This is a genomic window from Microbulbifer sp. ABF4_148, assembly GCF_056158985.1.
In genome coordinates this window covers 1,477,610-1,502,129 of the sequence record NZ_JBSWUI010000001.1, presented here as the reverse complement: position 1 = coordinate 1,502,129, position 24,520 = coordinate 1,477,610, and the positions used below count along the sequence as shown (strand labels likewise).

Annotated in this window: 23 protein-coding genes and 1 other RNA gene; 14 read left to right on the top strand and 10 right to left on the bottom strand. The window is 54.7% G+C overall.

Translation table 11 applies throughout. From position 1 onward, the window contains the following. The 3 genes from ACXAD0_RS06535 to ACXAD0_RS06525 all read left to right on the top strand — a co-directional run bounded on the left by ACXAD0_RS06535 (position 1) and on the right by ACXAD0_RS06525 (position 1,522). Positions 1-456 carry a hypothetical protein gene (locus ACXAD0_RS06535; RefSeq protein WP_475087567.1) on the top strand — a complete coding sequence of 152 codons (456 nt, stop codon included), beginning with the start codon at positions 1-3 and terminating at the stop codon, positions 454-456. Between the two features lie 101 nt (positions 457-557). Continuing rightward, positions 558-1,004, top strand: a complete 447-nt coding sequence (locus tag ACXAD0_RS06530; RefSeq protein WP_475087566.1) for a hypothetical protein — start codon at positions 558-560, stop codon at positions 1,002-1,004. Positions 1,005-1,030: 26 nt separating this feature from the next. Further along, a complete protein-coding gene (locus ACXAD0_RS06525; RefSeq protein ID WP_475087565.1) occupies positions 1,031-1,522 on the top strand; it encodes a hypothetical protein in 492 nt (163 codons plus the stop codon). A 74-nt stretch (positions 1,523-1,596) separates the two neighbouring features. Here ACXAD0_RS06525 and dnaJ read toward each other — a convergent pair whose 3' ends face one another. The 3 genes from dnaJ to grpE form a co-directional block, all read right to left on the bottom strand. Continuing rightward, the gene (dnaJ, locus tag ACXAD0_RS06520; RefSeq protein ID WP_475087564.1) at positions 1,597-2,724 is read right to left on the bottom strand and encodes a molecular chaperone DnaJ; all 1,128 of its coding nucleotides are present in this window, start codon (positions 2,722-2,724) and stop codon (positions 1,597-1,599) included. Between the two features lie 200 nt (positions 2,725-2,924). Then, positions 2,925-4,868, bottom strand: a complete 1,944-nt coding sequence (gene dnaK, locus ACXAD0_RS06515; RefSeq protein ID WP_475087563.1) for a molecular chaperone DnaK — start codon at positions 4,866-4,868, stop codon at positions 2,925-2,927. 123 nt (positions 4,869-4,991) lie between these two features. Then, positions 4,992-5,579 (bottom strand): nucleotide exchange factor GrpE, encoded by a 588-nt coding sequence (gene grpE, locus ACXAD0_RS06510; protein ID WP_475087562.1) that lies wholly within the window; start codon positions 5,577-5,579, stop codon positions 4,992-4,994. A gap of 269 nt (positions 5,580-5,848) precedes the next feature. Here grpE and recN point away from each other — a divergent pair, with 269 nt between their 5' ends. Further along, positions 5,849-7,516: a DNA repair protein RecN gene (recN, locus tag ACXAD0_RS06505; protein WP_475090323.1), complete on the top strand. Its 1,668-nt coding sequence runs from the start codon at positions 5,849-5,851 to the stop codon at positions 7,514-7,516. Positions 7,517-7,615: 99 nt separating this feature from the next. Then, entirely contained in the window at positions 7,616-8,209 is a 594-nt protein-coding gene (locus tag ACXAD0_RS06500; protein WP_475087561.1) for a 1-acyl-sn-glycerol-3-phosphate acyltransferase, read from the top strand. A 66-nt stretch (positions 8,210-8,275) separates the two neighbouring features. Here ACXAD0_RS06500 and fur read toward each other — a convergent pair whose 3' ends face one another. Next, complete coding sequence (gene fur, locus ACXAD0_RS06495; RefSeq protein ID WP_475087560.1) at positions 8,276-8,686, bottom strand: ferric iron uptake transcriptional regulator; 411 nt, start codon at positions 8,684-8,686, stop codon at positions 8,276-8,278. A gap of 363 nt (positions 8,687-9,049) precedes the next feature. Between fur and ACXAD0_RS06490 the strand changes: the two genes are divergently transcribed. After that, a complete protein-coding gene (locus ACXAD0_RS06490) occupies positions 9,050-9,394 on the top strand; it encodes an outer membrane protein assembly factor BamE (RefSeq protein ID WP_475087559.1) in 345 nt (114 codons plus the stop codon). 70 nt (positions 9,395-9,464) lie between these two features. On the opposite strand, the gene ACXAD0_RS06485 is transcribed toward ACXAD0_RS06490, so the two are convergent. Together ACXAD0_RS06485 and ACXAD0_RS06480 are read right to left on the bottom strand one after the other, a co-directional pair. Next, a complete protein-coding gene (locus tag ACXAD0_RS06485) occupies positions 9,465-9,815 on the bottom strand; it encodes an RnfH family protein (protein WP_475087558.1) in 351 nt (116 codons plus the stop codon). Positions 9,816-9,820: 5 nt separating this feature from the next. Beyond that, positions 9,821-10,261 carry a type II toxin-antitoxin system RatA family toxin gene (locus tag ACXAD0_RS06480; RefSeq protein ID WP_475087557.1) on the bottom strand — a complete coding sequence of 147 codons (441 nt, stop codon included), beginning with the start codon at positions 10,259-10,261 and terminating at the stop codon, positions 9,821-9,823. Between the two features lie 255 nt (positions 10,262-10,516). On the opposite strand from ACXAD0_RS06480, the gene ACXAD0_RS06475 reads away from it, so the two are divergent. The 4 genes from ACXAD0_RS06475 (at position 10,517) to ssrA (ending at position 14,337) form a co-directional block, all read left to right on the top strand. Continuing rightward, positions 10,517-11,935 carry a sodium-dependent transporter gene (locus ACXAD0_RS06475; RefSeq protein ID WP_475087556.1) on the top strand — a complete coding sequence of 473 codons (1,419 nt, stop codon included), beginning with the start codon at positions 10,517-10,519 and terminating at the stop codon, positions 11,933-11,935. 21 nt (positions 11,936-11,956) lie between these two features. After that, a complete protein-coding gene (smpB, locus tag ACXAD0_RS06470) occupies positions 11,957-12,436 on the top strand; it encodes an SsrA-binding protein SmpB (RefSeq protein ID WP_475087555.1) in 480 nt (159 codons plus the stop codon). A 64-nt stretch (positions 12,437-12,500) separates the two neighbouring features. Further along, a complete protein-coding gene (locus ACXAD0_RS06465) occupies positions 12,501-13,856 on the top strand; it encodes a sodium-dependent transporter (RefSeq protein WP_475087554.1) in 1,356 nt (451 codons plus the stop codon). A gap of 91 nt (positions 13,857-13,947) precedes the next feature. Next, positions 13,948-14,337: a transfer-messenger RNA gene (ssrA, locus tag ACXAD0_RS06460) on the top strand. 446 nt (positions 14,338-14,783) lie between these two features. Here ssrA and ACXAD0_RS06455 read toward each other — a convergent pair. Beyond that, on the bottom strand, positions 14,784-14,918 hold the full coding sequence (locus ACXAD0_RS06455; protein ID WP_475087553.1) for a hypothetical protein: 135 nt from the start codon (positions 14,916-14,918) through the stop codon (positions 14,784-14,786). Between the two features lie 566 nt (positions 14,919-15,484). Between ACXAD0_RS06455 and ACXAD0_RS06450 the strand changes: the two genes are divergently transcribed. The 4 genes from ACXAD0_RS06450 (at position 15,485) to ACXAD0_RS06435 (ending at position 19,559) form a co-directional block, all read left to right on the top strand. Beyond that, entirely contained in the window at positions 15,485-15,898 is a 414-nt protein-coding gene (locus ACXAD0_RS06450; protein ID WP_475087552.1) for a hypothetical protein, read from the top strand. Positions 15,899-16,457: 559 nt separating this feature from the next. Then, the gene (locus tag ACXAD0_RS06445; RefSeq protein WP_475087551.1) at positions 16,458-16,835 is read left to right on the top strand and encodes a PH domain-containing protein; all 378 of its coding nucleotides are present in this window, start codon (positions 16,458-16,460) and stop codon (positions 16,833-16,835) included. A gap of 140 nt (positions 16,836-16,975) precedes the next feature. Continuing rightward, on the top strand, positions 16,976-18,205 hold the full coding sequence (locus tag ACXAD0_RS06440) for a hypothetical protein (protein ID WP_475087550.1): 1,230 nt from the start codon (positions 16,976-16,978) through the stop codon (positions 18,203-18,205). Next, a complete protein-coding gene (locus tag ACXAD0_RS06435; protein ID WP_475087548.1) occupies positions 18,198-19,559 on the top strand; it encodes a hypothetical protein in 1,362 nt (453 codons plus the stop codon). The genes ACXAD0_RS06440 and ACXAD0_RS06435 overlap by 8 nt, the downstream gene beginning before the upstream one ends. Before the next feature lie 1,507 nt (positions 19,560-21,066). Here the strand turns inward: ACXAD0_RS06435 and ACXAD0_RS06430 are convergent. From ACXAD0_RS06430 to ACXAD0_RS06420, 3 genes are read right to left on the bottom strand one after another with little or no spacing between them, the layout of a single operon-like run. Continuing rightward, positions 21,067-22,323, bottom strand: coding sequence for a DUF3526 domain-containing protein (locus ACXAD0_RS06430; RefSeq protein WP_475087547.1), 1,257 nt, complete (start codon positions 22,321-22,323; stop codon positions 21,067-21,069). Beyond that, complete coding sequence (locus ACXAD0_RS06425; RefSeq protein ID WP_475087546.1) at positions 22,320-23,756, bottom strand: DUF3526 domain-containing protein; 1,437 nt, start codon at positions 23,754-23,756, stop codon at positions 22,320-22,322. Before ACXAD0_RS06425 ends, ACXAD0_RS06430 begins: the two co-directional genes overlap by 4 nt. Beyond that, positions 23,753-24,520 (bottom strand): ABC transporter ATP-binding protein, encoded by a 768-nt coding sequence (locus ACXAD0_RS06420; protein ID WP_475087545.1) that lies wholly within the window; start codon positions 24,518-24,520, stop codon positions 23,753-23,755. The genes ACXAD0_RS06425 and ACXAD0_RS06420 overlap by 4 nt, the downstream gene beginning before the upstream one ends.

The following is a 24,520-nucleotide window of genomic DNA, read 5'->3' as shown; positions in this document are numbered from 1 at the left end:
ATGCTTTCAAACCCTCAGAGACAACAGGCGCAGCCACCGTGCCCGCATATCGTCGCCCTGGCCCTTTTGTTGATGCTGGCGCTTCCGTGCCTGCCCAGTTTTGCACAGGATCCCAGTGAAAAGACCGAACTGGAGGCGGTGACGCAGCAGCTGACCAAGCGACTGGACCTCGACGACACACAACGTGACGCCCTGGAAAAGGTGTTTCAGGGCGCACTGAAACGCCGGGTCCAGATGTTCAATGACTTCGGTATCGAGAATCTAGGCAGAACCGAACTCTCTCATGAGCAAAAAGAACAGATTGAAGCCGGCATCCTGGGGCTGATGGCGCAAAGCCGTGCGGAGCTGGCACCGTTTCTCGACAAGAAACAGCTGGCCGAATACAAGGAGTTCCAGCACGAGTATTACCGCCACTTCCTGCACCAGCTTTGGTCCGGCCAGGAATGGGACTTCTGACTCACCCGCCGCAATACCCGTGCCACTATCAGTCCAGTTGGCGCAATTATCGTCTACGCTTTGAGGAAGACGATTAGGAGCACTCCCCTATGGGCGTTGATATGACCAAACGTGTCGCTATACGCGTTTCCCGGCAGCTGTCGCGATGCCTCACTGTTTTCTTTGCCAGTCTGACCCTGGCGTTCCCCGCACTCGCCCTGGATAGTGAGGCGGAGCTGCGGGAAAAATACAAAGAAACCACTGCGAAGCTGGTCAAAGAGCTTGCGCTGAGCCCGGAGCAGGAAAAGCAGGCACGACACGTTGTTGAGACAGCACTGCAGGTAAAACTGCAGATGCTGGAAGACTACGGCCTGAAAGATGGCAAGCTGCCCAAACTGAGCAAAGAGCAGCGTGAAGAGCTCGATGCCGGCATGCTGGCCCTTCGCGCGAGCACCCGCGGCGAGATGGTGAAAATCCTCACACCCGAGCAGTTGGAAATTTTCAAGAAATTCCAGCGCGAATATCACCTGCAATTCCGTGAATACCTGGCCTCCAAGGCCGAAGACTGAAGTCTCTTTTCAGGAGGTAACCCAACATGCATTACTCCATCCGCAGCTTTTCCATTCATGTGCTGGCAAGACTGACATTGCTCACCTTCACCATTGCGTTCCTCTCGTTGGCGGGCCCCAGCCTGAACGCCTCGGATGACGACAAGAACAAGCCGATACCTTCTGGTGAAGACTTCTGGGAAAAGTACGACGATCTGACCGACTGGCTCACCCTACGTCTGAAGCTGACACCGGAACAGGAAAAAATCGTCCTACCGATTCTGCACAAGAATTTTAAGGAAAAGAAAAAGCTGCTGAAAAAATACGGCTTCCGCAAAGACAACATCCCTGCGTTAACCCGCAAGGAAGTGGAAGAAATCGATGCGAAGATCATTGGCATTCGCGCCGCGACGCGCGCGAAACTGGTGCCCATCCTGAATGCCCAACAGCTCGAAGAGCTAAAGAAAATTCAGGAGGAATACCACATGGCGTTCCGCGAACAGCTCGGTGAACTCAAGAAGCGCGAACCGGGCGACTGAACACATCCCCCAATCTCACAGGCACAAAAAAGGGCGAGAATTTCTCGCCCTTTTTTATTGGTTCAACAAAGCGTTTATAGCTTCATATCACCAAAGAAGTTCTTCACCCCTTCAAACCAGCCGGTCTGACGGGGGGAGTTTTTCTTCTCGCTGAGCGTGCCGGCAAACTCTTCCAGCAGCTCTTTCTGCTTGCTGGTGAGGTTCACCGGGGTTTCCACTACCACGCGACACAGCAGGTCACCGGCAGAGCCACCGCGCACCGGGGTAACGCCCTTGCCACGCAGACGGAACAGTTTGCCGGTCTGGCTCTCGGCAGGAATTTTCAGTTTGACCTTACCATCCAGGGTCGGCACTTCCAGCTCACCACCCAGGGCAGCTGTAGCAAAACTGATCGGTACTTCGCAGTACAAATTCTTGCCATCGCGCTGGAACAGCTCGTGCTCGCGCACCACCACCTGCACATACAGGTCACCGGGAGGACCGCCGTCCGGTCCGGCTTCGCCCTCACCGGAGAGACGAATACGGTCACCGGTATCGACACCCGGCGGCACCTTCACCGACAGGGTCTTGGTTTCCTCGACGCGTCCCGCACCGTGACAGCTGGTGCACGGATCGGAAATGATGGTACCGCGGCCGCGGCAATTGGGGCAGGTCTGCTGCACAGAGAAGAAGCCCTGCTGCATGCGCACCTGGCCAACCCCACCACAGGTGGTACAGGTTTGTGGGCGGGTACCTGGTTTCGCACCGGAGCCGTCACAGGTGTCACAGCTGGCCAGGGTCGGGACGCGGATCTTGACGGTGGTACCGCGCACCGCGTCTTCCAGGTCGAGCTCCAGGTCGTAGCGCAGGTCGGAACCACGCGCCGGGCCACCACGGCGGCCGCCACCGGCACCCCCACCAAAAATATCGCCGAAGACGTCGCCAAAGATATCGGAGAATCCACCGAAGCCACCGGCACCGGCGCCACCCATCTGGCCTTCCACGCCCGCATGACCAAACTGGTCGTAGGCCGCTTTTTTCTCGGCATCCGACAGGATCTCGTAGGCCTCATTGGCCTCTTTGAATTTTTCTTCCGCTTCCTTGTTATCCGGGTTGCGGTCAGGGTGGTATTTCATTGCCACCCGGCGGTAGGCCTTTTTCAGGTCCCGCTCGGAAGCATCTCGCTCGACACCGAGGACTTCGTAGTAATCGCGCTTCGACATAACAGCTATTCTCTGGGCCGGCCTGCGCTGCGGCTGGCCTTATTCTGATTATCACGTCCCTTTACATACCGTCCGCGAAATTCCTGTTCGCGGTGGGGAGGGCCGGTAGAAGTGGCCGCTCCCAAACGACGGAGGCGCAGGGGCATTTCAGGAGAAATACCACCGCGCCTCGCTGAGGTTACAAGCGCTCTGCTGAGGGCTTATTTATCCTCTTTTTTGTCTTCCTTCACTTCTTCAAACTCAGCGTCGACAGCGTCGTCACCACCGGAAGGCTGTTCGCCACCGGCAGCACCTTCAGCGCCTTCTGCACCCTGCGCGGCCTGAGCCTGCTCGGCGTACATCTTCTGGGCAACCGGACCGGTCGCTTCAGTGAGCTTGTTGGTGGCGGCTTCCATCGCCGCCTTGTCGTTGCCTTTAACCGCTTCTTCCGCTTCGGTCAGGGCCGCTTCGATCGCAGTTTTCTCTTCTGCAGTCGCCTTGTCACCCGCTTCCTCGAGGGTTTTCTTGGTGGCAGAGATCATGCCGTCGAGGGTGTTACGTGCCTGTACCAGCTCCTCGAACTCCTTGTCCGCTTCGGCATTGGCCTCGGCATCGGCAACCATCTGATCAATCTCGTCCTCAGACAGACCGGAAGAGGCCTGGATGCGGATGGACTGCTCTTTACCGGTCGCCTTGTCTTTGGCGTGTACGTGCAGGATACCGTTGGCATCGATATCGAAGGTCACTTCGATCTGCGGCATACCGCGCGGCGCCGGCGGGATGTCAGCCAGGTCAAAACGACCCAGGGACTTGTTCTGTGCCGCCTGCTTGCGCTCACCCTGTACCACGTGAATGGTCACGGCAGTCTGGTTGTCGTCAGCAGTTGAGAACACCTGGGACTTTTTCGTCGGGATGGTGGTGTTCTTTTCGATCAGCGGAGTGGCCACGCCACCCATGGTCTCGATACCCAGGGTCAGCGGGGTCACGTCCAGCAGCAGTACGTCTTTCACGTCACCGGCCAGTACCGCACCCTGAATCGCAGCACCCATGGCAACAGCTTCGTCCGGGTTCACGTCCTTGCGCGGCTCTTTGCCGAAGAACTCGGTGACTTTCTGCTGTACCAGCGGCATGCGGGTCTGACCACCCACCAGGATCACTTCGTCGATCTGGGAGGCAGACAGGTCAGCGTCAGCCAGGGCAATCTTCAGCGGCTCAATGGAACGGTTCACCAGCTCTTCGACCAGGCTCTCGAGCTTGGCACGGGTCAGCTTGACCACCAGGTGCTTCGGACCGGTAGCGTCTGCAGTGATGTAGGGCAGGTTCACTTCGGTCTGCTGGCTGGAGGACAGCTCGATCTTGGCCTTTTCCGCCGCTTCCTTCAGGCGCTGCATCGCCAGGGGATCACCTTTCAGGTCGATGCCCTGCTCTTTCTTGAACTCTTCCGCGAGGTAGTCGATCAGGCGCAGGTCGAAATCTTCACCACCGAGGAAGGTGTCACCGTTAGTGGACAGTACTTCAAACTGCTTCTCGCCGTCGACGTCAGCAATCTCAATGATGGAGATATCGAAGGTACCACCACCCAGGTCATATACCGCGATGGTGCGGTCACCACCGGACTTGTCCATACCGTAGGCCAGCGCAGCCGCCGTCGGCTCGTTGATGATGCGCTTCACATCCAGGCCCGCAATACGGCCGGCATCTTTGGTGGCCTGACGCTGGGAGTCGTTGAAGTAGGCCGGTACGGTAATTACGGCCGCATCAACGGTTTCGCCCAGGAAATCCTCGGCGGTTTTCTTCATCTTCTTCAGCACTTCGGCAGAAATCTGCGGCGGTGCTTTCTTGTCGCCTTTCGCTTCTACCCAGGCATCGCCATTGTCGGCTTCAACGATGGTGTACGGCACCATCTTGATGTCTTTCTGTACGACGTCGTCTTTGAACTTACGGCCGATCAGACGCTTAACCGCAAACAGGGTATTGGTCGGGTTGGTAACCGCCTGGCGCTTGGCAGACTGGCCCACCAGCACTTCGTTGTCGTCGGTAAAGGCAACAATGGACGGCGTAGTGCGGTCACCTTCCGCATTCTCGATCACACGTGCAGAGTCGCCGTCGAGTACCGCCACACAGCTGTTGGTGGTACCCAGGTCAATGCCAATAATTTTTCCCATGTCTTAAATCCTCAATTTCGTTGCCCGCCGCCGCAGCGGCCTGCACGTTAATATTCGCTTTGTCTTCTATATGGGTCCGTCGAGACCGGTTTCAACCCCGACAGTCACCCTGAAAGGGTCGGATCAGGGCGCCTTGCTCACCACCACCATGGCCGGACGCACCAGGCGACCGTTCAGGCGATAGCCCTTCTGGAACACGTCCATTACCGTGTTCGGCTCAACATCCGGGTTGGGCACCTGCGTCATCGCCTGGTGCAGTTCCGGATCAAACGGCTCACCCACCGGGTCGATCACTTCCACCGAATGCTTGGTCAGAGTGTCGACGAAAGACTTGTGGGTCAGCTCCACGCCCTCGGCCACGGCCTTGGTCGCCTCGTCGTTGGCGTCGATGGTAGACAGGGCACGCTCGAGGTTATCGACCACTGGCAGCAGATCCTGCAGCAATTTTTCCACGCCGAACTTGTGCGCACGCTCCACATCCTGTTGCGCGCGGCGACGGGCATTCTGCGCCTCGGCCTGGGCACGGACCACACTGTCGTGCTGCAGGGCGATCTTCTCCTCCAGGGCGGCGACCTGGTCGCGCAGCTCGTCGGCAGTCTCAGCGCCTTCCTGCAGGGCCTCCTCCGCTTCGTGCTGCTCTTCGGCAGACGGGGACTCCACCTCAACAGATTCCTGATCTACCGGTTGCTGATCATCGTGCTCTTTGGCCACTGATCTCTCCATTGGTCAACTGTCATTCTTACCTGTACGCCCTTCTGCGAGCGCGCTGAATGGCAATATGGGGCCATGCCCACGTAGTTCAAGAGGTTATTCGCCAAGGAATTGCATGGCGCTGGCGACATCCAGGGGAATACTGTATAAATACCCACTAATTGGCTGGCGAGCTACCGCACTGTGCGGTGTCCCGCCGCAAGCAACCCGGCCTGATGGCACGCGAATGCCCCGGCCGGCAAGAGATAAAAACCACAGAAGCCACTGCCATGCTGCTGCACCTGTCTATCAGCCAGTTCACCCTGGTGGACCAGCTGGAGCTCGAATTCGGTTCCGGCACCAGTACCCTCACCGGCGAAACCGGCGCGGGCAAGTCCATCACCCTGGACGCCCTCGGCCTCGCTCTGGGCGACCGCGGAAGCGCCGAGCTGGTACGCGCTGGCGCCAACCGCGCTGACATCCATGCCACCTTCGATATCAGCGACCATGCCCAGGCCAATGCCTGGCTGCAGGAGCAGGAGCTGGATGCCGGCGCCGAGGTGATCCTGCGCCGCACCATTGGCGCCGACGGCCGCTCCCGCGCTTACATCAACGGGCAACCGGTCACCCTGCTGCAATTGCGCGCCCTGGGCGAACAGCTGATTGATATCCACAGCCAGCACGAACACCAGTCGCTGCTGAAGAAAGAAACGCACCGCCGCCTGCTGGACGAATTTGCCCACGCCGATGAGTTAGCCGCGGAAACCCGCATTCGCTTCAAGACCTGGCAGGACCAGTACCGCCGCTATCGCGGCCTCGCCGACAGCGCCGAGGAAACCGAATCCCGCCGGCAGCTGCTGCAGTACCAGCTCGACGAACTCGAACAGCTCGACCTGCAGCCCGGCGAAATTGAAGAACTGGAAAGCGAGCAGCGCCAGCTGGCCAATGCCGGCGAGATCCTCAGTGGCAGCTACCAGCTGGCCGCCCTGCTCAATGGGGGCGAAGGCGATATTGCCGAACAGATGCACCGGGCCCTGCAACTGGTGTCGTCGATGCCCGAGCAGACTGGCGCCCTCACCGAAGTCGCGCAAATGCTCGAGAGCGCGCGTATCCAGATCGATGAAGCGGCCGGCACCCTGTCACGGCATATCGACCGTTTTGAAATGGACCCTGAGCGCCTGGCCGAGGTTGAGGAACGCCTCAGCGCCATCTACCAGGCCGCGCGCAAGCACCGGGTGCAGCCCGCCGAACTGGCGGAACTACAGACCCAGATGCAGGCAGAGCTGGAAGAGATCGGCGCACCGGATGCCCTCGACAAGCTCGCCGGCGAGTGTGAAGCGCTGGAGCAGCAGTTCCGCGAGGTTGGCGCCAAACTGAGCGCCTTGCGCACTAAATCTGCCGGGGCCCTGGCGGACGCCGTCAACCAGCAACTGGCCGATCTGGCCATGCCCCACGCCCGTATCGAGTTGGCGCTCACTCCGCTGGACAAGCCCGCCGCAACTGGCCTCGAAGAAGTCGAAATCCTCATTGCCACCAACCCGGGACAGCCGCCACGCGCCCTGGGCAAAATTGCCTCCGGCGGTGAACTGTCGCGGGTTAGCCTGGCCATCCAGGTAGTGACCGCACAAACCTCGCGCACTCCCACGCTGGTGTTCGATGAGGTGGATGTCGGTATCGGCGGCGCTACCGGCGACGTGGTGGGCCGCCTGCTGCGCCAGCTGGGAGAAACCCGCAATGGCCAGGCTGGCCAGGTGATCTGCGTCACCCATCTGGCCCAGGTGGCTGCCCGTGCCCACCGCCAGTACCTGGTGGAGAAGCACAGCGATGGCGATGCCGCGTTTGTCTCCCTGCGGGAACTGGCCGGCGACGAGCGCCGTGAGGAAATCGCGCGCATGCTCGGCGGCGATACGACCTCCCAGTCACTCGCTCACGCCGAGGAAATGCTCACCCGCGCCTGAATCAGCCGCCACTTTTTCAGGTGCAAATGTCACAAAATGACCGGATCAGCGCGTAAATCCACACTATAATGCGCCGCAAATAACCGATCTGGCTTTTTTATGCAGACCACAATTTTCAACACCCCCATTGTTACCCCCATCCTGCGCCTGCTGGCGCGGTTGATGCTCAAACTGCACGGCTGGCGGGTGACCGCCGACGAGCAGGCGCTCAAGCTGAAGAAGTACGTGTTGCTCGCCGCACCACATACTTCCAACTGGGATGGCTACTACTTTGTTCTGGCCGCGCTCAAGCTGGGTGTTGTGCCCCAGTGGATGGGCAAGGACAAGCTGTTCGCCTTCCCGCTGGGTGGCACCATGCGCTGGCTCGGCGGCATTGCCGTGGACCGCAGCAAGGCCAATAACCTCGTGGATGCCACCGCGGCACAGTTCCGTGAGCGCGATTCACTGATTGTGGGGGTTCCGCCGGAAGGCACCCGCGGTCAGGCCGAACGCTGGAAGACCGGCTTCTACCACATCGCCCGCAGCGCCGGCGTGCCAGTGGTGTGTGGTTTTCTGGACTTTTCCCGCAAGGAAGCTGGACTGGGTCCAGTGATGAAGATGGGAGAAAATCTGGCGGAAGAACTGAAGCGCCTGGGCGCTTTCTACTCCACCAAGGTGGGCAAGTATCCGGACCTGTATACACCGCCGGTCTGATTGGCGGTGTGTTGACCGTGCCCCCCACGCTGAACGGCTGGGGGCCCGATCTGCCTGAGCGTTCGCTCAGGACTCCTTGGCTTTCACGTACAGGACCAGGCTGTGGCCGGTGAGCTCATAGCCATGCTCTTCGGCAATCTGGTGCTGCAACCGCTCAATCTCTTCTGAGTGGAATTCAATGACCTTGCCGGTATCGGTACACACCATATGATCGTGGTGGTCGCCGCGATCCAGCTCAAATACGGAATGGCCGCCATCAAAGTTGTGGCGCATCACCAGGCCGGCACTTTCGAACTGGGTCAGTACGCGGTAGACGGTGGCCAGACCGACATCTTCCCCCGCTTCCAGCAGCATCTTGTACACGTCTTCAGCACTCAGATGCTGTTCGCTGGCGGTTTCCAGCAGTTGCAGGATCTTGACCCGCGGCAAGGTTACTTTCAGGCCAGCCTTGCGCAGTTCCTGGTTCTCATTGGGCATGGGATATTTTCCGGGAGATTTCTTTGTTCTAGTTTATCCGGCTGCTCAGGGCGGCCGGTCGCAGCGCGTATTCACGCATTCTGCGGGCGGCGAGCGGAAGACGCACCGGCGTCTGTCAGCCCGCCGACAGTTCGGGTATTATCCATGCCCAGCGGACGCAGCGAAACCCCGCGACATCGATGCGACATCGATGGTTGCCGGCGCGGCGCCAATGCCCACAAGTGTTGTGGGGTTATCGCTGTATTGCGGAACTTTCCCCGCGCCGAAGCGACTATGCTCTACCCCAGCTGATTTTCAGCACACGGCGGGAGCCATCGCCAGGGTCAACGGGCTTCCGCCAGTACAAGAACAACGGAGTATTCCATGCCAGTTTTCCTGAAAGCCCTGCTGATCGTCGGCCTGAGCGCCGCCGTCAGTGCCTGCGGCATCATCAAGTTTCCCGGTGTACACCGGATTGAAGTCCAGCAGGGCAACATCATTACCCAGGATATGGTCGACCGCCTGCAACCGGGCATGACCCGTCGCCAGGTACGCTTTGTACTCGGCACCCCCCTGCTGGAAGACAGCTTCAACGCGGATCGCTGGGATTACATCAACCGTATCCGCGACCCGAAAGGCGAAGTGACGCAAACGCGCTTTACCGTATTCTTCAATGGCGACCTGCTGATCGCCACCAGTGGCGACTGGCAGCCGGCCGGCTGGCCCTGATTCGCACCACCTGATCAAAAAAAGGGCGGCCACTGGCCGCCCTTTTTATTACCCGCCAGTTGCTGGCTGCCTATCCTGCGCTGTCCGCACCCTTCTGCGCCTCTTCCGCCAGGCGCTTGGCCTTGGCCGCACGCTGTTTGCGCGCCTCTTTCGGGTCGGCAATCAGTGGGCGGTAAATCTCCACCCGGTCCCCCGGCTGCAACGGGTACTCGTCTGCCGACGGCAGGCCCTTACTGCCGAGCGGTGAAGAAAAAATACCCAGCTTGACCGTGGCCAGGTCAATCTCCGGGTACTCCTCCGGCAACCCCGAACGCACCACTGCCTCCAGAGCCGTGGTCCCCGCAGGTACCAGCAAGCTCACCAGGCGCTGCTCCCGCGGCAGGGCGAATACAACTTCTACTGCAATGGTCTTTTCCGTCATGCTGCTTATTCCGGCTTCCCGTATACCGTCTCCGCGCGCTCACTCATCGCGCTCACCATCTGATTGGCCACACCACTGAACAACTTGCCCGCGGCCGCCCCCAGCAAGCGATTGCCGAAGGAGAAATCCAGCGTGAAGCTCACCTTGCAGGCGTTGTCCGCCAGCGGGGTAAAACGCCACTCCCCGGTAAACTGCTCAAAGGGCCCGTCCACCAGCTCCAGGGTCATACTCGCGGGGCGCTGCAACTGATTGCGGGTGACAAAACTCTGCTGGATACCAGCCCTGGACAGATCCAGCCGCGCTTCCAGCGTACTGTCATCGCTAAACAACACCTCGACACCGCGACAGCCGGGCAAAAACTCCGGATAGCGGGCAACGTCATTGACCAGGTCAAACATTTGCTCCGCACTGTACATCACCAGCGCACTGCGTTCTATTTGGGGCATATCTCGTGTTTGTTCCAAAACTGCATAGCAAAACCGCAGGGATAACCGCCTGCAGGCGATTTTTGCAGTGCGAAGCTACTCAAGAACCGCAATTCCTGCAACAATCGCACCTTTCATCTGGCCCTTACCCTCTGCCCGATTGGCAATCCGGGGGTTCCGGTTAACGGGTTTTCCACTCCCCGGCCGGGGGCGCGGCAACGCCAACCGGCACCGCACGCGGGGCAACGACAAGAATAACAGGCGAGCGAGAGTAATATGGCCGCAGCAAGAGAGCATTTTGGATCGCGACTGGGTTTTATCCTGGCCGCGGCAGGATCCGCAGTCGGTATTGGCAACCTGGTGGCCTTTCCGGTAGCCGCAACCAAGAGCGGAGGCGGTGCATTCCTGCTCGTCTACGCCCTGTTTGTCTTCTTTATCTGTCTGCCGGTCATGATGGCCGAACTGGCCCTCGGTCGCCGCACCGACAAAGACCCGGTGGGCGCGTATCGCGATCTGTCCCGCGGCTCCACCGCCTGGCAAGTTCCCGGCTGGCTCGCCCTGATCACCCCGTTCATGATTGCCGTGTTCTATCTGGTGGTCACCGTCTGGGTACTGGGCTACCTGCTCGCCACCCTCACCGGTAACCTCGACCAGCTGGCGACCGGCGAATACTTCGGCCAGTTCATCAATTCCCCGATCGTGTTCGTGTACCTGATCGTGATGATGCTGGTGATCAACGGCATCCTGGCGCTGGGTGTAAAAGACGGGATTGAACGTGCGGCCAAAACCCTGATGCCGATGCTGTTCGTGATGCTGGTGGGCCTGGTGATCTTCGTTCTCACCCAGGAAAACGCCATGCTGGGTGTGAAGTACTACCTGACCCCGGACCTGTCCAAGCTGAATGCGGAAGTGGTCAACAACGCGATGGCGCAGGCGTTCTTCTCCCTGTCGCTGGGTATGGGCATCATGATCACCTACGGTTCCTACATGAAGAAGCAGGATTCCGTACCGGGTTCCGCCAAGGTGGTCGCCTTCACCGATACCATGGTGGCGTTTACCGCGGGCCTGCTGATCCTGCCGACCATTTTCCACTTCAACCCGCAGATTGACCCGACCGAGTTGAGCGATTCCTCCGCGGGCATGATCTTCCTGTTCCTGCCGAAGATCTTCTACGCCCTGCAGGAGAACATCGGCTACTTCGGCGCGAGTGCGTTTGCCTCGGTATTCTTCTTCCTGGTGCTGGTTGCGGCGATCACCTCGCTGGTGTCCATCATCGAAGTGCCGGTCGCCACCCTGTGCGACGAGCAGGGCATGGAGCGTAAGAAAGCCATCTACACCGTAGCCGGCGTACAGCTGGTACTGGCCATCGGCTGTGCCATGTCGTTTGGTATGGCCGGCTGGCTGACCTCGTTCGTGGAGATCGCCGGTGAGAACAAGTCGTTCTTTGATCTTGTGGAGCTGATCTTCTACTCTACAATCCTGCCGCTTAACGGCCTGCTGGTCTGCCTGTTTGTGATCTACAAATGGAAAAAGGCCAACTTTGACGCCGAACTCCAGGAGGGTGACAGCGGCTTTGCCGGATCCCTCTCCCAGAAATATGTGAACTTTTCCCTCGGTACTTTCATCCCGCTGATCCTGTTGCTGGTGTTCATCAACACGGTCGCCGAGAAGTACTTCGGGTATAGCTTCTTCTAACACTCAGGCAACGTTGTATTCATGGCCAAGAAGAAAAGTGGTAACAGCTCCAACACCATCGCCCTCAACAAGAAGGCGAAGCACGACTATTTCATTGAAGAAAAGTTTGAAGCGGGTATGGAGCTGCGGGGCTGGGAAGTAAAGAGCTGCCGCGAAGGCAAGGCACAGCTCACCGACAGCTACGTCATTTTCAAAAATGGCGAAGCCTTCCTGCTGGGTGCGCGTATCCAGCCCCTGCCCAGCGCTTCCACGCATTTTGTCACGGAGCCGGACCGCACCCGGCGCCTACTCCTGAACAAGCGCGAACTGGCCAAGTTGATTGCCGCCGTTGAGCAAAAGGGCCACACCGTGGTGTGCAGCGCGCTCTACTGGAAAGGGCACCTGATCAAGTGCGAGATCTGCCTGGCCAAGGGTAAGGCGCAGCACGACAAACGCGACACTGAAAAACAAAGGGACTGGGACCGGGAAAAGCAGCGCCTGATGCGCCACAACACCCGCTAAGCGCCGCCACCGCGCAGTGCCCCCATTCGAGCAGTAAACACAACAATAACGAACAGGATTTTCCATGAGTGCACCGAGAGGACAGTTCAGCTCCAACGTCGGCTTCCTGATGGCCGCCGCCGGCTCCGCCGTGGGCCTCGGTAATATCTGGGGCTTCCCCACCAAGGCCGCCAGTAATGGCGGTGCCGCCTTTGTGGTGGCCTATCTGGTGCTGGCCTTCCTGCTGGCCTACCCGGCGCTGATGGCCGAACTGACCATTGGCCGCCATGCGCGCAGCAACATGGTGCAGGCCCTGCGCGGTATTTCCAACGGGCCCATCAGCCGCTTCTTCGCCAGTATTACCGGCTTCGGCGGCATCCTCGTAGCCTCGCTGATTCTCAGCTTCTACGCCATTATTGCCGGCTGGATGGTGGCCTACCTGGCCGAGCCAGTAGCGAGCCTGGTTGGGGCCACCAACCTGGCCGAACAGCTCACCACCAACAGCGTGGGCCGCAACCTGCTGTTTACCGCCATCTTCAGTGGCCTCACCATGGCAATTATTGCCAGCGGTGTAGAACAGGGTATCGAGCGCTGGTCCACCCTGCTGATGCCCGCGCTGATCGTGCTGCTGCTGATGCTGATCGTCTATGTACTCACCCAGCCCGGCGCCATGATCGGCCTGGACGTGTACCTGATGCCCGACTTCAGCCACTTCACCCCCGAACTGATGCTGTCGGCCATGGGCCAGGCGTTCTTCTCGCTGTCGCTGGGTGTGGGCACCATGCTGATCTACGGCTCTTACCTGAGCCGTGACGAGAGCCTGCCGCGCCTGGGCGCACTGGTCACCGTGATCGACGTAGGTATTGCGTTTACCGCCGGCCTGCTGATTATCCCGGCCATGTATGTAGCGCAGGCTGCCGGCACGCAAATCTTCAGCGAAGCCGGTGACCTGATTGCCGGCCCCGGCCTGATCCTGCAGGTACTGCCCGCCCTGTTCGACACCATGGGCACCGCCGGCCTGTTTGTGGCCTTCGCCTTCTTCGCACTGATGACCATCGCCTCGCTGACCTCCTCCATCTCCATGCTGGAAGTGCCGGTGGCCTTCTGTATCGAGAAGCTGAAGATGGACCGCCGCAGAGCAACCATTCTGGCCGGTCTGGTCATCTTCGGGCTGAGCAACCTGATTATCTTCAACGTGTACCAGGTGGATGACCCGATCGGCTTTGTCGCCTCCATCAGTACCGAATATGGCCAGCCCCTGCTGGGCGTGGCGCTGTGTATCTTCGTCGGCTGGATCTGGCGCCGTGACCAGGTACTGGAAGAGCTGCGCAAGGGCCACCCGGATATCGAAGATACCCTGTTCTGGGCCTGGTGGCCCTGGTACGTGCGCATTGTCTGCCCGCTGCTGATCCTCGCCGCTTTTGTCCAGACCCTGCTGTAAAAGTGACCCGAGGGGCGAATCCAGCCAAATCCGCTGGTTCGCCCCACTCAGAATTGCGGTATAATCGTCTTAAGACCACAAGGTTTTCATCGGGGATGATTTGGATTCGACGCCGGTGACGAAACCATGGGTGCATGCCGTGATGGTAGCGAATCACGTAAATCCAAAGCTGCATTTTATTAGTTGCCAACGACGACAACTACGGTGCCCAACTCGCTGCGTAAGCGGCTTGTGAAGCACTAACTAAGGGTTCGTCCCTTAGCAGCCCTCAGCAAGGTTCCAGTACCGCGCTGTTGGCTGTCATACAGAACTGGATCGCCATGAAGTATGCCTGATGCGGATTGGCTAAAACTTTTTCAGGCTCGCCTGCTACGTCCTGCCCGTTGGGCTGTATTGGGCTAAATCAATAGACGGAACTAAGCATGTAGAGCCTCTGGCAGAGTGCTGACGGACGCGGGTTCGACCCCCGCCATCTCCACCAAATTGAAAAGGCCCGCTACCGCAAGGTACCGGGCCTTTTTAATTGGACAGATCTGCCAGACATGGAGCCCAAAGCGCCAGTTTCGATCAATGCGCAAAGCGAATTAAGATGGTCGCAGGGCCGCCCCGAAGCGGCGAATCACTCCCGACACGCGCCCTTCCGCACATCCTGAAGCGGTGAATATACTTTAGCGCACCGGCCTCATTTACCGGCAATGTCCAGCATTGCCTGCCACTGGGACAGCACGAATTCTACAACCCTAGCGGCGCCACAAGTGTTGATCTGAACCCACATATTTGCATACCTAGATAGAGCGCCATGAGCTAATGGGTGTTCAGCGATGGCCGGTCTAGCGGCTGAGATAAACAGGTCGGGCATTGGCTGCAGAAATGGGAATAGAAAAGGAGCCGCTGGGGCGGCTCCAGGAGCAGTCTTGATACCGATAGCTACCAGTAACCGGCGAGAAATAGCTCCGACAGACAGGCTGCATACCAGTAAGCCCAGCAGGCGAACATGCCGATTACGGAATGTTTGTGGTGGAGTAGCTGGTTCCAACCGAGTTCGACAAGTGTGCTGCCCATGTTGGGGCCCCTCTATTGATTTCCAATTTAGTGACTCCTGTACATCATGTTGTCACCCCTATAGTTACGCATAAAAGGAAGGGCGAGGGGGAGTGAGCGCCCCAGTATTGGGGGTCGCTCGGGACAGATCGCAGTAGTCGTGGGGACATGAAGCCAAACTATTCCCGCTCACCTCAGACGAAGTAAGCGCCAAAATGTTGATCTGACCCCATATATAGAATTATATAGAATGGCCTACAGGCCGCTTCAGCAACACTCAGCACTATTGCCCGCCTTGGCAACTCAGCCCTAAGGGTTTTAGAAGGGTTATCAATTTTAGAACCAGTAAGCGCTAAGGGGCCTCCCTTGGCTCTAGTGTCCCTCTCACACGAGCACTCACCGTAAAGGTGTGCATTATTTGCACAGCACTCATGAGGCCTAGAACTAACTAGCCTCCAACTCTTCCCAACTTGTTGATTTTTTGAAAGTTTTTTAGGACTCTTGTGTTGTGGTTCCAGATAATTGGTGCCAGGGGACATAAGGCCGGCGGCCTTTTGCCAAAGGTTCACTTTGAATAAGAAATTATGATGAAAAGAATATTTGCTCTATCTCTCTTACTTGGTTTTTCAGGGGTAGCTAATGCGGGGAAACTTATCTCTCATTGTGACGGACCGGATAAGTCAAAATACGATGTTGAAGACTGCCTTGATCGCATAGCAAAGGAACAACTGGAGAAATTAGAAAACCTGAATAATCTCCTCGAAAGAAAAGCCCGAGAATATGAAAATACTGGTTCTGCTGGATATTCTGGATTAAGCTCCTCTCATGAAAGAACAAAGTTTTCCTTTGATCTCTATATTGAATCTCATTGCGGCTTATATACGTCAATGATGGTTGGCACAGGGACTGGCGGTAGCCTTGTCGCAAAAGAATGTAGAATTCTTGAGATTAATAAGCGAACAAAAACGATTGAGCAGTTTCTCGCCGAGTTAGATCACTAGTTGAAAATCCCACCACTTGGCGATACACCTTACGCGAAAGGACGGGTTTTGTGACGGATTCTGAAAAAGCGAAAAATAAAACTATAAATAAATCAAAATGTTAGAACCACTTTACGAGCCCCGCCATCACCAAATTGAAAAGGCCCACTACCGCAAGGTACCGGGCCTTTTTAATTGGGCAGGACTACCTGCCACGAAACAAAAAACGTAGGGGCCGCTCAACGTATAGTCGGTAAAACGGGCTCAGCATCGACCACAAGAGGTGAGCAGCCAAGCCGCGAATCAATTCCACCATCCTTACGCTCCGATAACTCACCTACTAATCAAGACCCTCGCACCAAAACCAATCAAAACCACCATTGCCGCACCATCACGTCCCGACCACTAGAAACCTGTAAGCCCCTGTAACAACAAACCTTGGCATGCAATAACAAAATAAAGTAGCCTAAGCCACTGACCGAATAGGCACCGTTAGTCGCCCAATAGTCATTACTACTTTTTTTGATAAAGCTCAATGTATTAATCGACAGGCCTCTAAACGGAAAAATAAGAAAACAACATGATCGACTTCGAAAACTCTGCCGTCTTCAAGCTCAAACCCATCGAGACGCATAAAGTACGGGAAGACTTCCACAAGTTCCTGATCGAACAGGAAGAGATCTTCGCAGCGTTCAAGACTATTCGCGATCAAGTGGTATTTACCAACAAACGAATCATCGCGGCAAATGTGCAGGGCATTTCTGGCTCCAAGGTGGATTACACCTCACCACCATATAAAAAAATCCAGGCGTTCTCCGTCGAAACCCCGGGAACATTAGATTTGGATTGTGAAATCGAAGTCTACTTGAGTGAGCTGGGGAAAGTGAGATTTGAAATCAAAGGAGGGTTTGACTTGCTAACCTTCAATAAATTGATAAGCAATCAAACTTTAAGCTAGCCGACAGAAAGAGTGGTCAACTGATAATAAAATTACAGACTGAATTCTGAATACGGCAAAAAACTTAGGAATATTCAAGACTGACACAATCAGATAATCAAAAATCCTTAGATTATTCCTTTAAGCCAACAGGAAATTGCATGCAATTCAAAATCATCAAAGTCACCGGACAACTCGACATAGATAGGCGCGGCTCAATTTTCCTACCTTTTGGCATTGCAAAAAAATATAAAAAGGCGATCCATGATGGCCAATGGAAGCTAAATGCTTCAGCACAAGAGGGTTACATTTACTTAGAAAAAGAAGATCGGAAAATACAAATCTACCCGACATACACAAAAAGAGTCGATAACGGAAAAAAAAAGAAAGATTGGACTTTCACCATTGTCAACACGGAAATCGACAAGCGCGCATGCCTAAAATTAATTCTTGACGAACACTACCTATCACCGCCATCTAGAGGTGTTTTTTTTGCGATCAAAGAACAAAGCAAAGTGATTGCATGCTGCGTACTCGACGACCTCAAGTTTGGAAACCCAAAAGGACGCTATCATATAGATCGAACATTAGCGAAGTCTATGGGCTTAAACCTGACCACGTGGGGAAAAGGATTTACGGATCCAGACCTAAAAGAGAGACAAAAACGGTACATAGAAAGTCTCGGAATCGTCTGGATCAGCAGAATAGCACGTGATAGAAAATATTATGGCAAGGGACTAGGAAGAATTGTTGTTGAGGAAACCATGGCAGCCATTCCTGCAGTTTTCCCAGACTCTTATAAGTACATTGAAGTCATCCGAACGTTACCTAGCAATCCAGCTAAGAATGATTTTTTGGAGGATATGGGTTTCAATAAAATTGTTCTAAATAAAAATAAGCTACTTCGGAACTCAAAAGCAGGCGATCAAATTTTCGTAGAGCGAGAGCGCTGTGACAGAGTGTATTTCTGGTCAAAGCTATCTACGAAAATCGAAGAACAAACAGATAGACTATTTGTCCCTCTAGCATCTCAACCATTTGAATGGTTTAGCAGCAGAGAGAAAACTTGGGAGCTTAGAACGCTCGGTCGCCAATATTCCACAGATCATATTTTTCAGGGCAGACAAGTCGAACTCCGACGCGGATACAACTCTCAAGATAGACTAATGGGCTATATAAGTTCTGTGGCGATAGCTGACACTATGGAAGAACTATTTGCTGAAGTAGAAAAAATTGAACCAGACAAAAAATTTCACTCCGTCATCCCACATGCCAGCGACTTGAAGAATGCCATCGCGATCTCCATGTCGATATTAAAACCCAAGAAAAACTCAAAATTCATAGCCTTTAAAGTCTGCAAGATCGTCGATATGCGAGCAGTAAATGAGTAAAATTAAAATAACAGGCGTAATAAGCTTAAGAGCTGACTGCAAGCTGAACGCCGACAGTGTATATAGTATCGTTCGTCAAAATATTGTGGCAGGAACATATCGAGAATTCACAGAAGACATAAAATCTCTCCTTGACCAACAGACTATAGATCTCGTCGACAATGAAAAACCTAGCAATAGACTTTCACATATAAACGACAATGATTACCTATTTGAACTAAGAGTACCAGAAAAATATTTCCCGCTAGATATGGGAGGAGACATTCACCTCCTAGATTCACTGATAGGAGACATGTTTAGTCTGCAGGTCGAAAATTCAATTGAAAGAATTTTAATAAGCGATGTGAAATGGGAGGGACTAGAGAGGTCACTTCAAGATAAAAAACTATCCCCAATTGATATTAGAGAAAAATTTCAGTTAGAAAACATGCAAAACTTACTCGGATTCTCGGTAAAACCAAGGGTAGGATTATCTGACAAAGAATTCTTCAACAGGTGCGAGAATGTTGCACAATCTGGATTCCATATTGTCGAACCCGACACAAGAAAAATGATACTAAGTGATTGCGACCTAAAGAAAAATATTGAATTCGCAGGGAAGGTCTCAAAACTATGCACCAAACATAAATGCGCATACGGTATAAACCTAAGTAATTACTCCGGGGATATCGAGAAGGCAGCAAGCCAATTAGTCGCAGCTGTCGGGGAAAATCCAGCAGTCATAAAGTTGGACGCAGGACTTGATTCAATTTCTAAACTTCGCACCATAAAAAATGTAAGCGACAATATTATTGTCACCTCCTACCCACTAGTTAGAAAAGTAATATCTAAGTCAGTTCCAGTTTCGTTTTTAGACAAAGTACTATCAAAAAATGGTATTGACATAATGTATCCTGGAGGTTTTTTTGCAGTCCCGGAAAATATGAGGCATTACAATGCCTCCACGGAAAAAAGCGACCTTACACAATCAATCATTCGCTACCAAAGCCACCTAAAATATAGTCGATTCACCCCTACCATTACTGGCGGGGTAACGGCAGCATTGTTACACCTCTATTACGAACTCTATGGGCCAAAGGTTAGCATGTTCTTAGGGGGAGCGATTTCGACCAACGATCAAGGATATGAAGCTGGCGCAAAGCTCTGTATAAAAGTACTTTCACATGCTATGCAACAGCGTTCTAGAGAGACATCTTACAAACGCATAAAACTTCCATCAAGAAAGCTCATTCATCAGATTAAGCGGGAAACGGGACAGGAATATGTAATCCCACATGAATTCATCGAACAAAATGGTCTAGCGGATTTTGTCGACAATAACTGGGAGAAATTTGGAAAGGAAGGTATCGAGTGATAGGTGAATCTCCACTTATAATTGAACCAGTTCTCAGCTATTTTTCTGGTCTGCTTAACTTACTCGGAAAAGGCTCAAGCCACCTATCCAACCCGATTGGAATGTGGTGCTTCTTAGATGCTATAGGAATCCGCTGGCTCTTCGCTTTCATTAGTTCCGGTGCATTAATGTTTGCCTTCCCAAACTTATTAGAGAGACGCCTTTATAGAATCGAATACACAGCCACCGAAAAGTCTGATTTCTTGAAAAACCGAAGATTAATGCATATTTACAGCGTTCTATTGATCGCATGTACAATTCTTCTAGTTTGGCTGTTCGCCTCGCTGTGGTCAATATTAGGGCATAGAGATATTTGCACGAAACCACTTTCACCTCACAACGAAATCCCTCAAACACAATATGTCTATATGCTCATAGTTCTCATAGCTTGCGGGTTAGTGTTAGCATTTAGGGCATTTAAATATCGTCTTTATTACAATCAACACAAAACGGACAACTGACAGGAATAGATCGCCAATTTTTTTAGCCAGCGAAACGACACTCTAGGAAATTGATATCTGAGTCGATTTTTGCCAATTTTCAAGCTAGCATGATTTTTTCAGGGAAAGCGATAGACAAGGTTATGTAGCAGAAGACCCTAACGTGACAAACTCACGAGAATGGCAAAAGTACAAACGCTAATTTCAGGAGTAGATCTCAAAAAGGGTTTTAGATGTATTTTTCAGATAATATCAAGAAAATCATAGAGTTAGAGGCTTTGACTTATGCACTCACTCTTCTGGACACTTCAAAGAAATTCACAAGCCATGTGATTCCATATACCGACATCATCAGAAGAACCAAATCAACCCTAAGACTCCGCACCGCTGCAAAAAAGTAAGTGACTCACATCACAGTTTGGAAAAATTGGGCGTGAGAGGGGGGTATATGGCAGGCACTGAACACACCTCCTTCCGATTAGAGGCTATATCGTTACCATTGTTCCACCAATGTGGGACGTGACACAACCTCTAATATGGCATTGGCCCAGGAGAAAACTATATTCAAAGAGTTTATTCGCGAACTTCGTCGCGGCTGGAAAATATTAAAGCGCTTTCCAAGTCCAGTAAAGGCTATGATCATCGCGTGGTGGATCTGGTATAAGGCTACTTTAAAGCTGCTTAAGGAACTCTGCTAAAAGCAAATTAGGGCGGAGAAAAGTTCCGAGCGGAAGCCTATTCAATTGATACGGGCTTTCCACTTACTCCGCCCTGATTTGCACCACAGGCAACTGGGCTAGACTTGTTAGAAGACTATCGTAACAAGAAGTACTCACCAATAACCTCAGCACTTCGTAGCCATCTAGATCGAAAGCCTAAACTACAATCCTATTAATTAATTTTGCACCTTAGAGTGCGCACCGATCTCCCGGAATAGCTTCATCTACTTTGATTATCAATATTTCTAACATCGCAAACGAAATCTTTGGGACAGATAAGAATCGACTCTAGATAGTATCTGCTATTAGTTAATTCGCAAGCTCAAACTCAGGCAAGTTTACCAAGTCCGCCTGATCAAATACCGCATTCTGGTAAAACCTCGGATAGTAAAACCCACGAAGCTCAGCGTGAAACTGTCTAACCCTATCTTCATAAGCCAAAGCGGATTTCTGATCGGTCTTCGCGAGCGCCTCCAGCCCACGCTCAAGCAACGATGGCGGCGACAGTACTGATAGCTTTCCAGCCAGGCGCTCTCGTTCAATACGGCCCCGCTTGTAGGCCAGCGTTAACGGTTCAGTGCGCTGATCACCCACTTGCTGGAATGCGTAATACCACTGCCACTCGAATGAACTCTCGACGGGTTCATAATCGCTCCACTCCGGATGCCGCTCATAGAAGGCTTCCATGGTGGCTTCCCGTGGCAGATCCCATGCGTCGTTCACGATCTCACGCTGCAACATCAGGATGTCTGCGCCCGAGGGTACCGGAACGGCTGCATCAATCGAAACTCTAGCGGCTGACGGTACAATCACTGCCAACGACAGCCAGACACCCATCAAGGTCATCAAGATCATTGCACCAGGCTTTTGCCAGGCAGCAACGAAGTAACACACCGTCGCCCAGAACGCGGCATAGACACACACGGCCAGCACAGCCCAGAGTAGGGTCGACGCCGCCGTACCCGATACCAGTCCGGCAACCACAAGTGGTATACACAGACTCAGGATGATAGCGCTCACCCGCACGAAGGTACGCGTTATCCACAGTGAGGACTCGCTACCCGTGGTTGCTGCCAAAAGGTTCAGCCGTCCGCTGATACGCTCATTCACCCGCAGGCCATAGAGCAACATAATCAGCACAAGGGGTAACAGGTAGGTGGCCAGAAACGCAAAATCAAAACGACCAATCAGCGCGACCACCGGGTTGCCCGCATCGCGCTCGTAGATCTGCCCCTCCAGTGCGAGCATACGCACACGGTGCTTCCATGGCTGCACGTCACGTTGACCCATGGCCGCAAAGGCGAAATCGGAAGGCCGATCATAGGTGAAGTGGAAGTTGTAGTAAGCAGCGCTACCCCAGCTATCCTGCTTGGCAGAAGTGGCGAGGCGCTCCTGCTGATCCGCGGCGATGAGACTGTCAATCTGGGCGTTCTGGCGTTTCACTTCCGCTAGGCCGAATGTGACCGCCAGCGCGGAAAGAGAGAATACGACTGCCATCCAGATAATGACGGCGCGATCCCGTATGGCAAATTTGGTTTCGCGTATCAGGTCAGAGATCTTATTCACGGCTTCAATCTCCTCGCAGCCAACAGTAAGCCACCCAAAATGGCGATCAGCCAAACAGCCAGCATCCCGATCGGCTGCGATGCTTGGGCAATTCTTGACGGCGCATCGCCCGGCGTAAATTCAAAGCGATCGAGTACTTCCCAGTTTTTCGCATCCACCCGCGCGCGCTGCCAGGAGGCTTCGTCTTTATTGCGGTTGATATCGTCTTGATAGGAAAGCGATTCAATATGGGCGTTGTTCAGCCCCTGCACAAACTCGAAGCGCAGGGCTTCGGCCTCGCGCAGGAAACGGTGGTAATGCGCCAGGTCCGTACCGGAGATGGCACGAGACGCACTGGACACCGCCAGCGCCGGGGTTAACCAGCCATGCTCGGCCAGCCGCTGTGCCTGACGTGCCTCTGCGGCCATGCGCTCATCGGCGTAGCGGTTGAGGACGTCTGTCAGCTTTTGCTCCGAGTAGGTGGCGACCACGCCGCGGTAATTCACCGGCAGGTCTTCAACCCGATCCACGTCATACTCCGCGAGCAAGTCACTGCGCAATTTCACAAAGGCCGGATCATTGGCGTTGTGGCCGTCACCCACTTTGCGCAGGTCCGCCAGCATCGCCAGATCGGTCTCGATTTTGCCGGCGAGCGGCGCGCTCTGTGCTGCAACATTCACCGCGACAGACGGCAGCACCAGGGTGATACCCAGCCAGAGCGCCGTCAGCACGGCCAGTACATCGGCGCGCTTGTTCAGCCAGGCCGAGACCAGCAACGCCAGCAATGCCCATACGGCGAGATACAGGAAGTAGGTGCCGCACAGCGACAGCACCACCAACGGGCTCTCCCCTTTGGCCAGTGCCAGGAATCCGCTGATGAGTAACGGCGCCAGCAACAGGGCAACCACCGACAGCATCGCCAGCGCTTTGCCAAGCAGCAGCGTATTACCGCTAACGCCCTGCGCCAGCAATGGGCCGAGCACCTTGGCTTCCCGTTCGCGTACCACCGCCGCATGGCCAAACAGGATCAGCAGCAGCGGCACAAAAAACTGATAGACGGCGGCAGGTGTCAGCCACGATAAACCGCCCAGATCGGCACTGGCGCCGGACTCGGCGAACATCGCGGAGTTCTGACGATGCCCCTCGAGGAAGATCGATTGGCCGGTCACCGCGTCCAGGCCCGGATCAAACAGTGCGAGGGGCGCCGGACTGCGGAATACGTAGTGGCCATAGTGCACCATACGATGAGGATGCCGATCGGGCTGCGCGAGGAAGGTTTCCTCGGCCTCTGTTTGATGGTGCGCGCGCGCATGGCTCTCGGCCTCGACACGTAACGCCGTAAGTACGGTCGTCACTACAAGGATCAAGGCAAACAGGCACATCGCGCCCAGCACCAGATACGAACGCAACCAGTAACGCCACTCTGCCGCGGCGATCAACACGGCCTGTTTCATAGCACCCCTGCTTCTGACGTATTCACTGAAGGAGCCAGGAAAACGGTACTCGACGAAAAGGCACGATGGACCAGCTCGGTATCGATACGCTCGCCATCCGCTGCCTCAAACTCACCCACCAGCTTGCCATCACGCAGCAGCCCGATTCGGTCGGCAACCTGGCAAGCACCGTATACGTCGTGTGTCACCATCAGTACGGTCTTGCCGCTGTCGGCAAGTCCGCGCACCAGGTTATGCAGCTCATCAATGGCACTGGGGTCGAGGCCTGAAGTCGGCTCGTCCAGCAGCAGGATTTCACTGTCACGCAAGATCGCCAGTGCAATGGCCACTTTCTGGCACATGCCTTTCGAGTAACCCTGCACTTTGCGGCTGCGGGATTCCGGTGCCAGCGCGACACGGTCCAGGGCCGCATCGAGCCTGGCTTTTCCGTCGTCACCGCCGACCTCAGTACCGGCAAGCTGCAGAAAGTACTGCAGGTTCTCGTAGGCATTCAGATGCTCATAGAGCGAAGCAGACTCGGGCAAGTACGCAATCGCTTTACGCGCCTCGGTTAACGCGCCGCCAACTTCCTGGCCGTTAACACGCACGTGACCTTTTGTGGGCTCGAGGAAGCCGAGGAAACTCAGTAGCGTGGTGGACTTGCCCGCGCCATTACCACCCAGTAAGGCATAGACCTCACCGGCATCGACGCCAAAACTGATACCGCTCAGTACTTCCTTGTCCGCGCGGGTGACATACAGTGAGTCTGCTTGCAATTTCATCAT

Coding starts and splice junctions, on each gene's coding strand:
- ACXAD0_RS06535 (WP_475087567.1), top strand. CDS start 1: ATGCTTTCAAACCCTCAGAGACAACAGGCGCAGCCACCGTGCCCGCAT.
- ACXAD0_RS06530 (WP_475087566.1), top strand. CDS start 558: ATGACCAAACGTGTCGCTATACGCGTTTCCCGGCAGCTGTCGCGATGC.
- ACXAD0_RS06525 (WP_475087565.1), top strand. CDS start 1,031: ATGCATTACTCCATCCGCAGCTTTTCCATTCATGTGCTGGCAAGACTG.
- dnaJ (WP_475087564.1), bottom strand. CDS start 2,724: ATGTCGAAGCGCGATTACTACGAAGTCCTCGGTGTCGAGCGAGATGCT.
- dnaK (WP_475087563.1), bottom strand. CDS start 4,868: ATGGGAAAAATTATTGGCATTGACCTGGGTACCACCAACAGCTGTGTG.
- recN (WP_475090323.1), top strand. CDS start 5,849: ATGCTGCTGCACCTGTCTATCAGCCAGTTCACCCTGGTGGACCAGCTG.
- ACXAD0_RS06500 (WP_475087561.1), top strand. CDS start 7,616: ATGCAGACCACAATTTTCAACACCCCCATTGTTACCCCCATCCTGCGC.
- fur (WP_475087560.1), bottom strand. CDS start 8,686: ATGCCCAATGAGAACCAGGAACTGCGCAAGGCTGGCCTGAAAGTAACC.
- ACXAD0_RS06490 (WP_475087559.1), top strand. CDS start 9,050: ATGCCAGTTTTCCTGAAAGCCCTGCTGATCGTCGGCCTGAGCGCCGCC.
- ACXAD0_RS06485 (WP_475087558.1), bottom strand. CDS start 9,815: ATGACGGAAAAGACCATTGCAGTAGAAGTTGTATTCGCCCTGCCGCGG.
- ACXAD0_RS06480 (WP_475087557.1), bottom strand. CDS start 10,261: ATGCCCCAAATAGAACGCAGTGCGCTGGTGATGTACAGTGCGGAGCAA.
- ACXAD0_RS06475 (WP_475087556.1), top strand. CDS start 10,517: ATGGCCGCAGCAAGAGAGCATTTTGGATCGCGACTGGGTTTTATCCTG.
- smpB (WP_475087555.1), top strand. CDS start 11,957: ATGGCCAAGAAGAAAAGTGGTAACAGCTCCAACACCATCGCCCTCAAC.
- ACXAD0_RS06465 (WP_475087554.1), top strand. CDS start 12,501: ATGAGTGCACCGAGAGGACAGTTCAGCTCCAACGTCGGCTTCCTGATG.
- ACXAD0_RS06455 (WP_475087553.1), bottom strand. CDS start 14,918: ATGGGCAGCACACTTGTCGAACTCGGTTGGAACCAGCTACTCCACCAC.
- ACXAD0_RS06450 (WP_475087552.1), top strand. CDS start 15,485: ATGAAAAGAATATTTGCTCTATCTCTCTTACTTGGTTTTTCAGGGGTA.
- ACXAD0_RS06445 (WP_475087551.1), top strand. CDS start 16,458: ATGATCGACTTCGAAAACTCTGCCGTCTTCAAGCTCAAACCCATCGAG.
- ACXAD0_RS06440 (WP_475087550.1), top strand. CDS start 16,976: ATGCAATTCAAAATCATCAAAGTCACCGGACAACTCGACATAGATAGG.
- ACXAD0_RS06435 (WP_475087548.1), top strand. CDS start 18,198: ATGAGTAAAATTAAAATAACAGGCGTAATAAGCTTAAGAGCTGACTGC.
- ACXAD0_RS06425 (WP_475087546.1), bottom strand. CDS start 23,756: ATGAAACAGGCCGTGTTGATCGCCGCGGCAGAGTGGCGTTACTGGTTG.
- ACXAD0_RS06420 (WP_475087545.1), bottom strand. CDS start 24,520: ATGATGAAATTGCAAGCAGACTCACTGTATGTCACCCGCGCGGACAAG.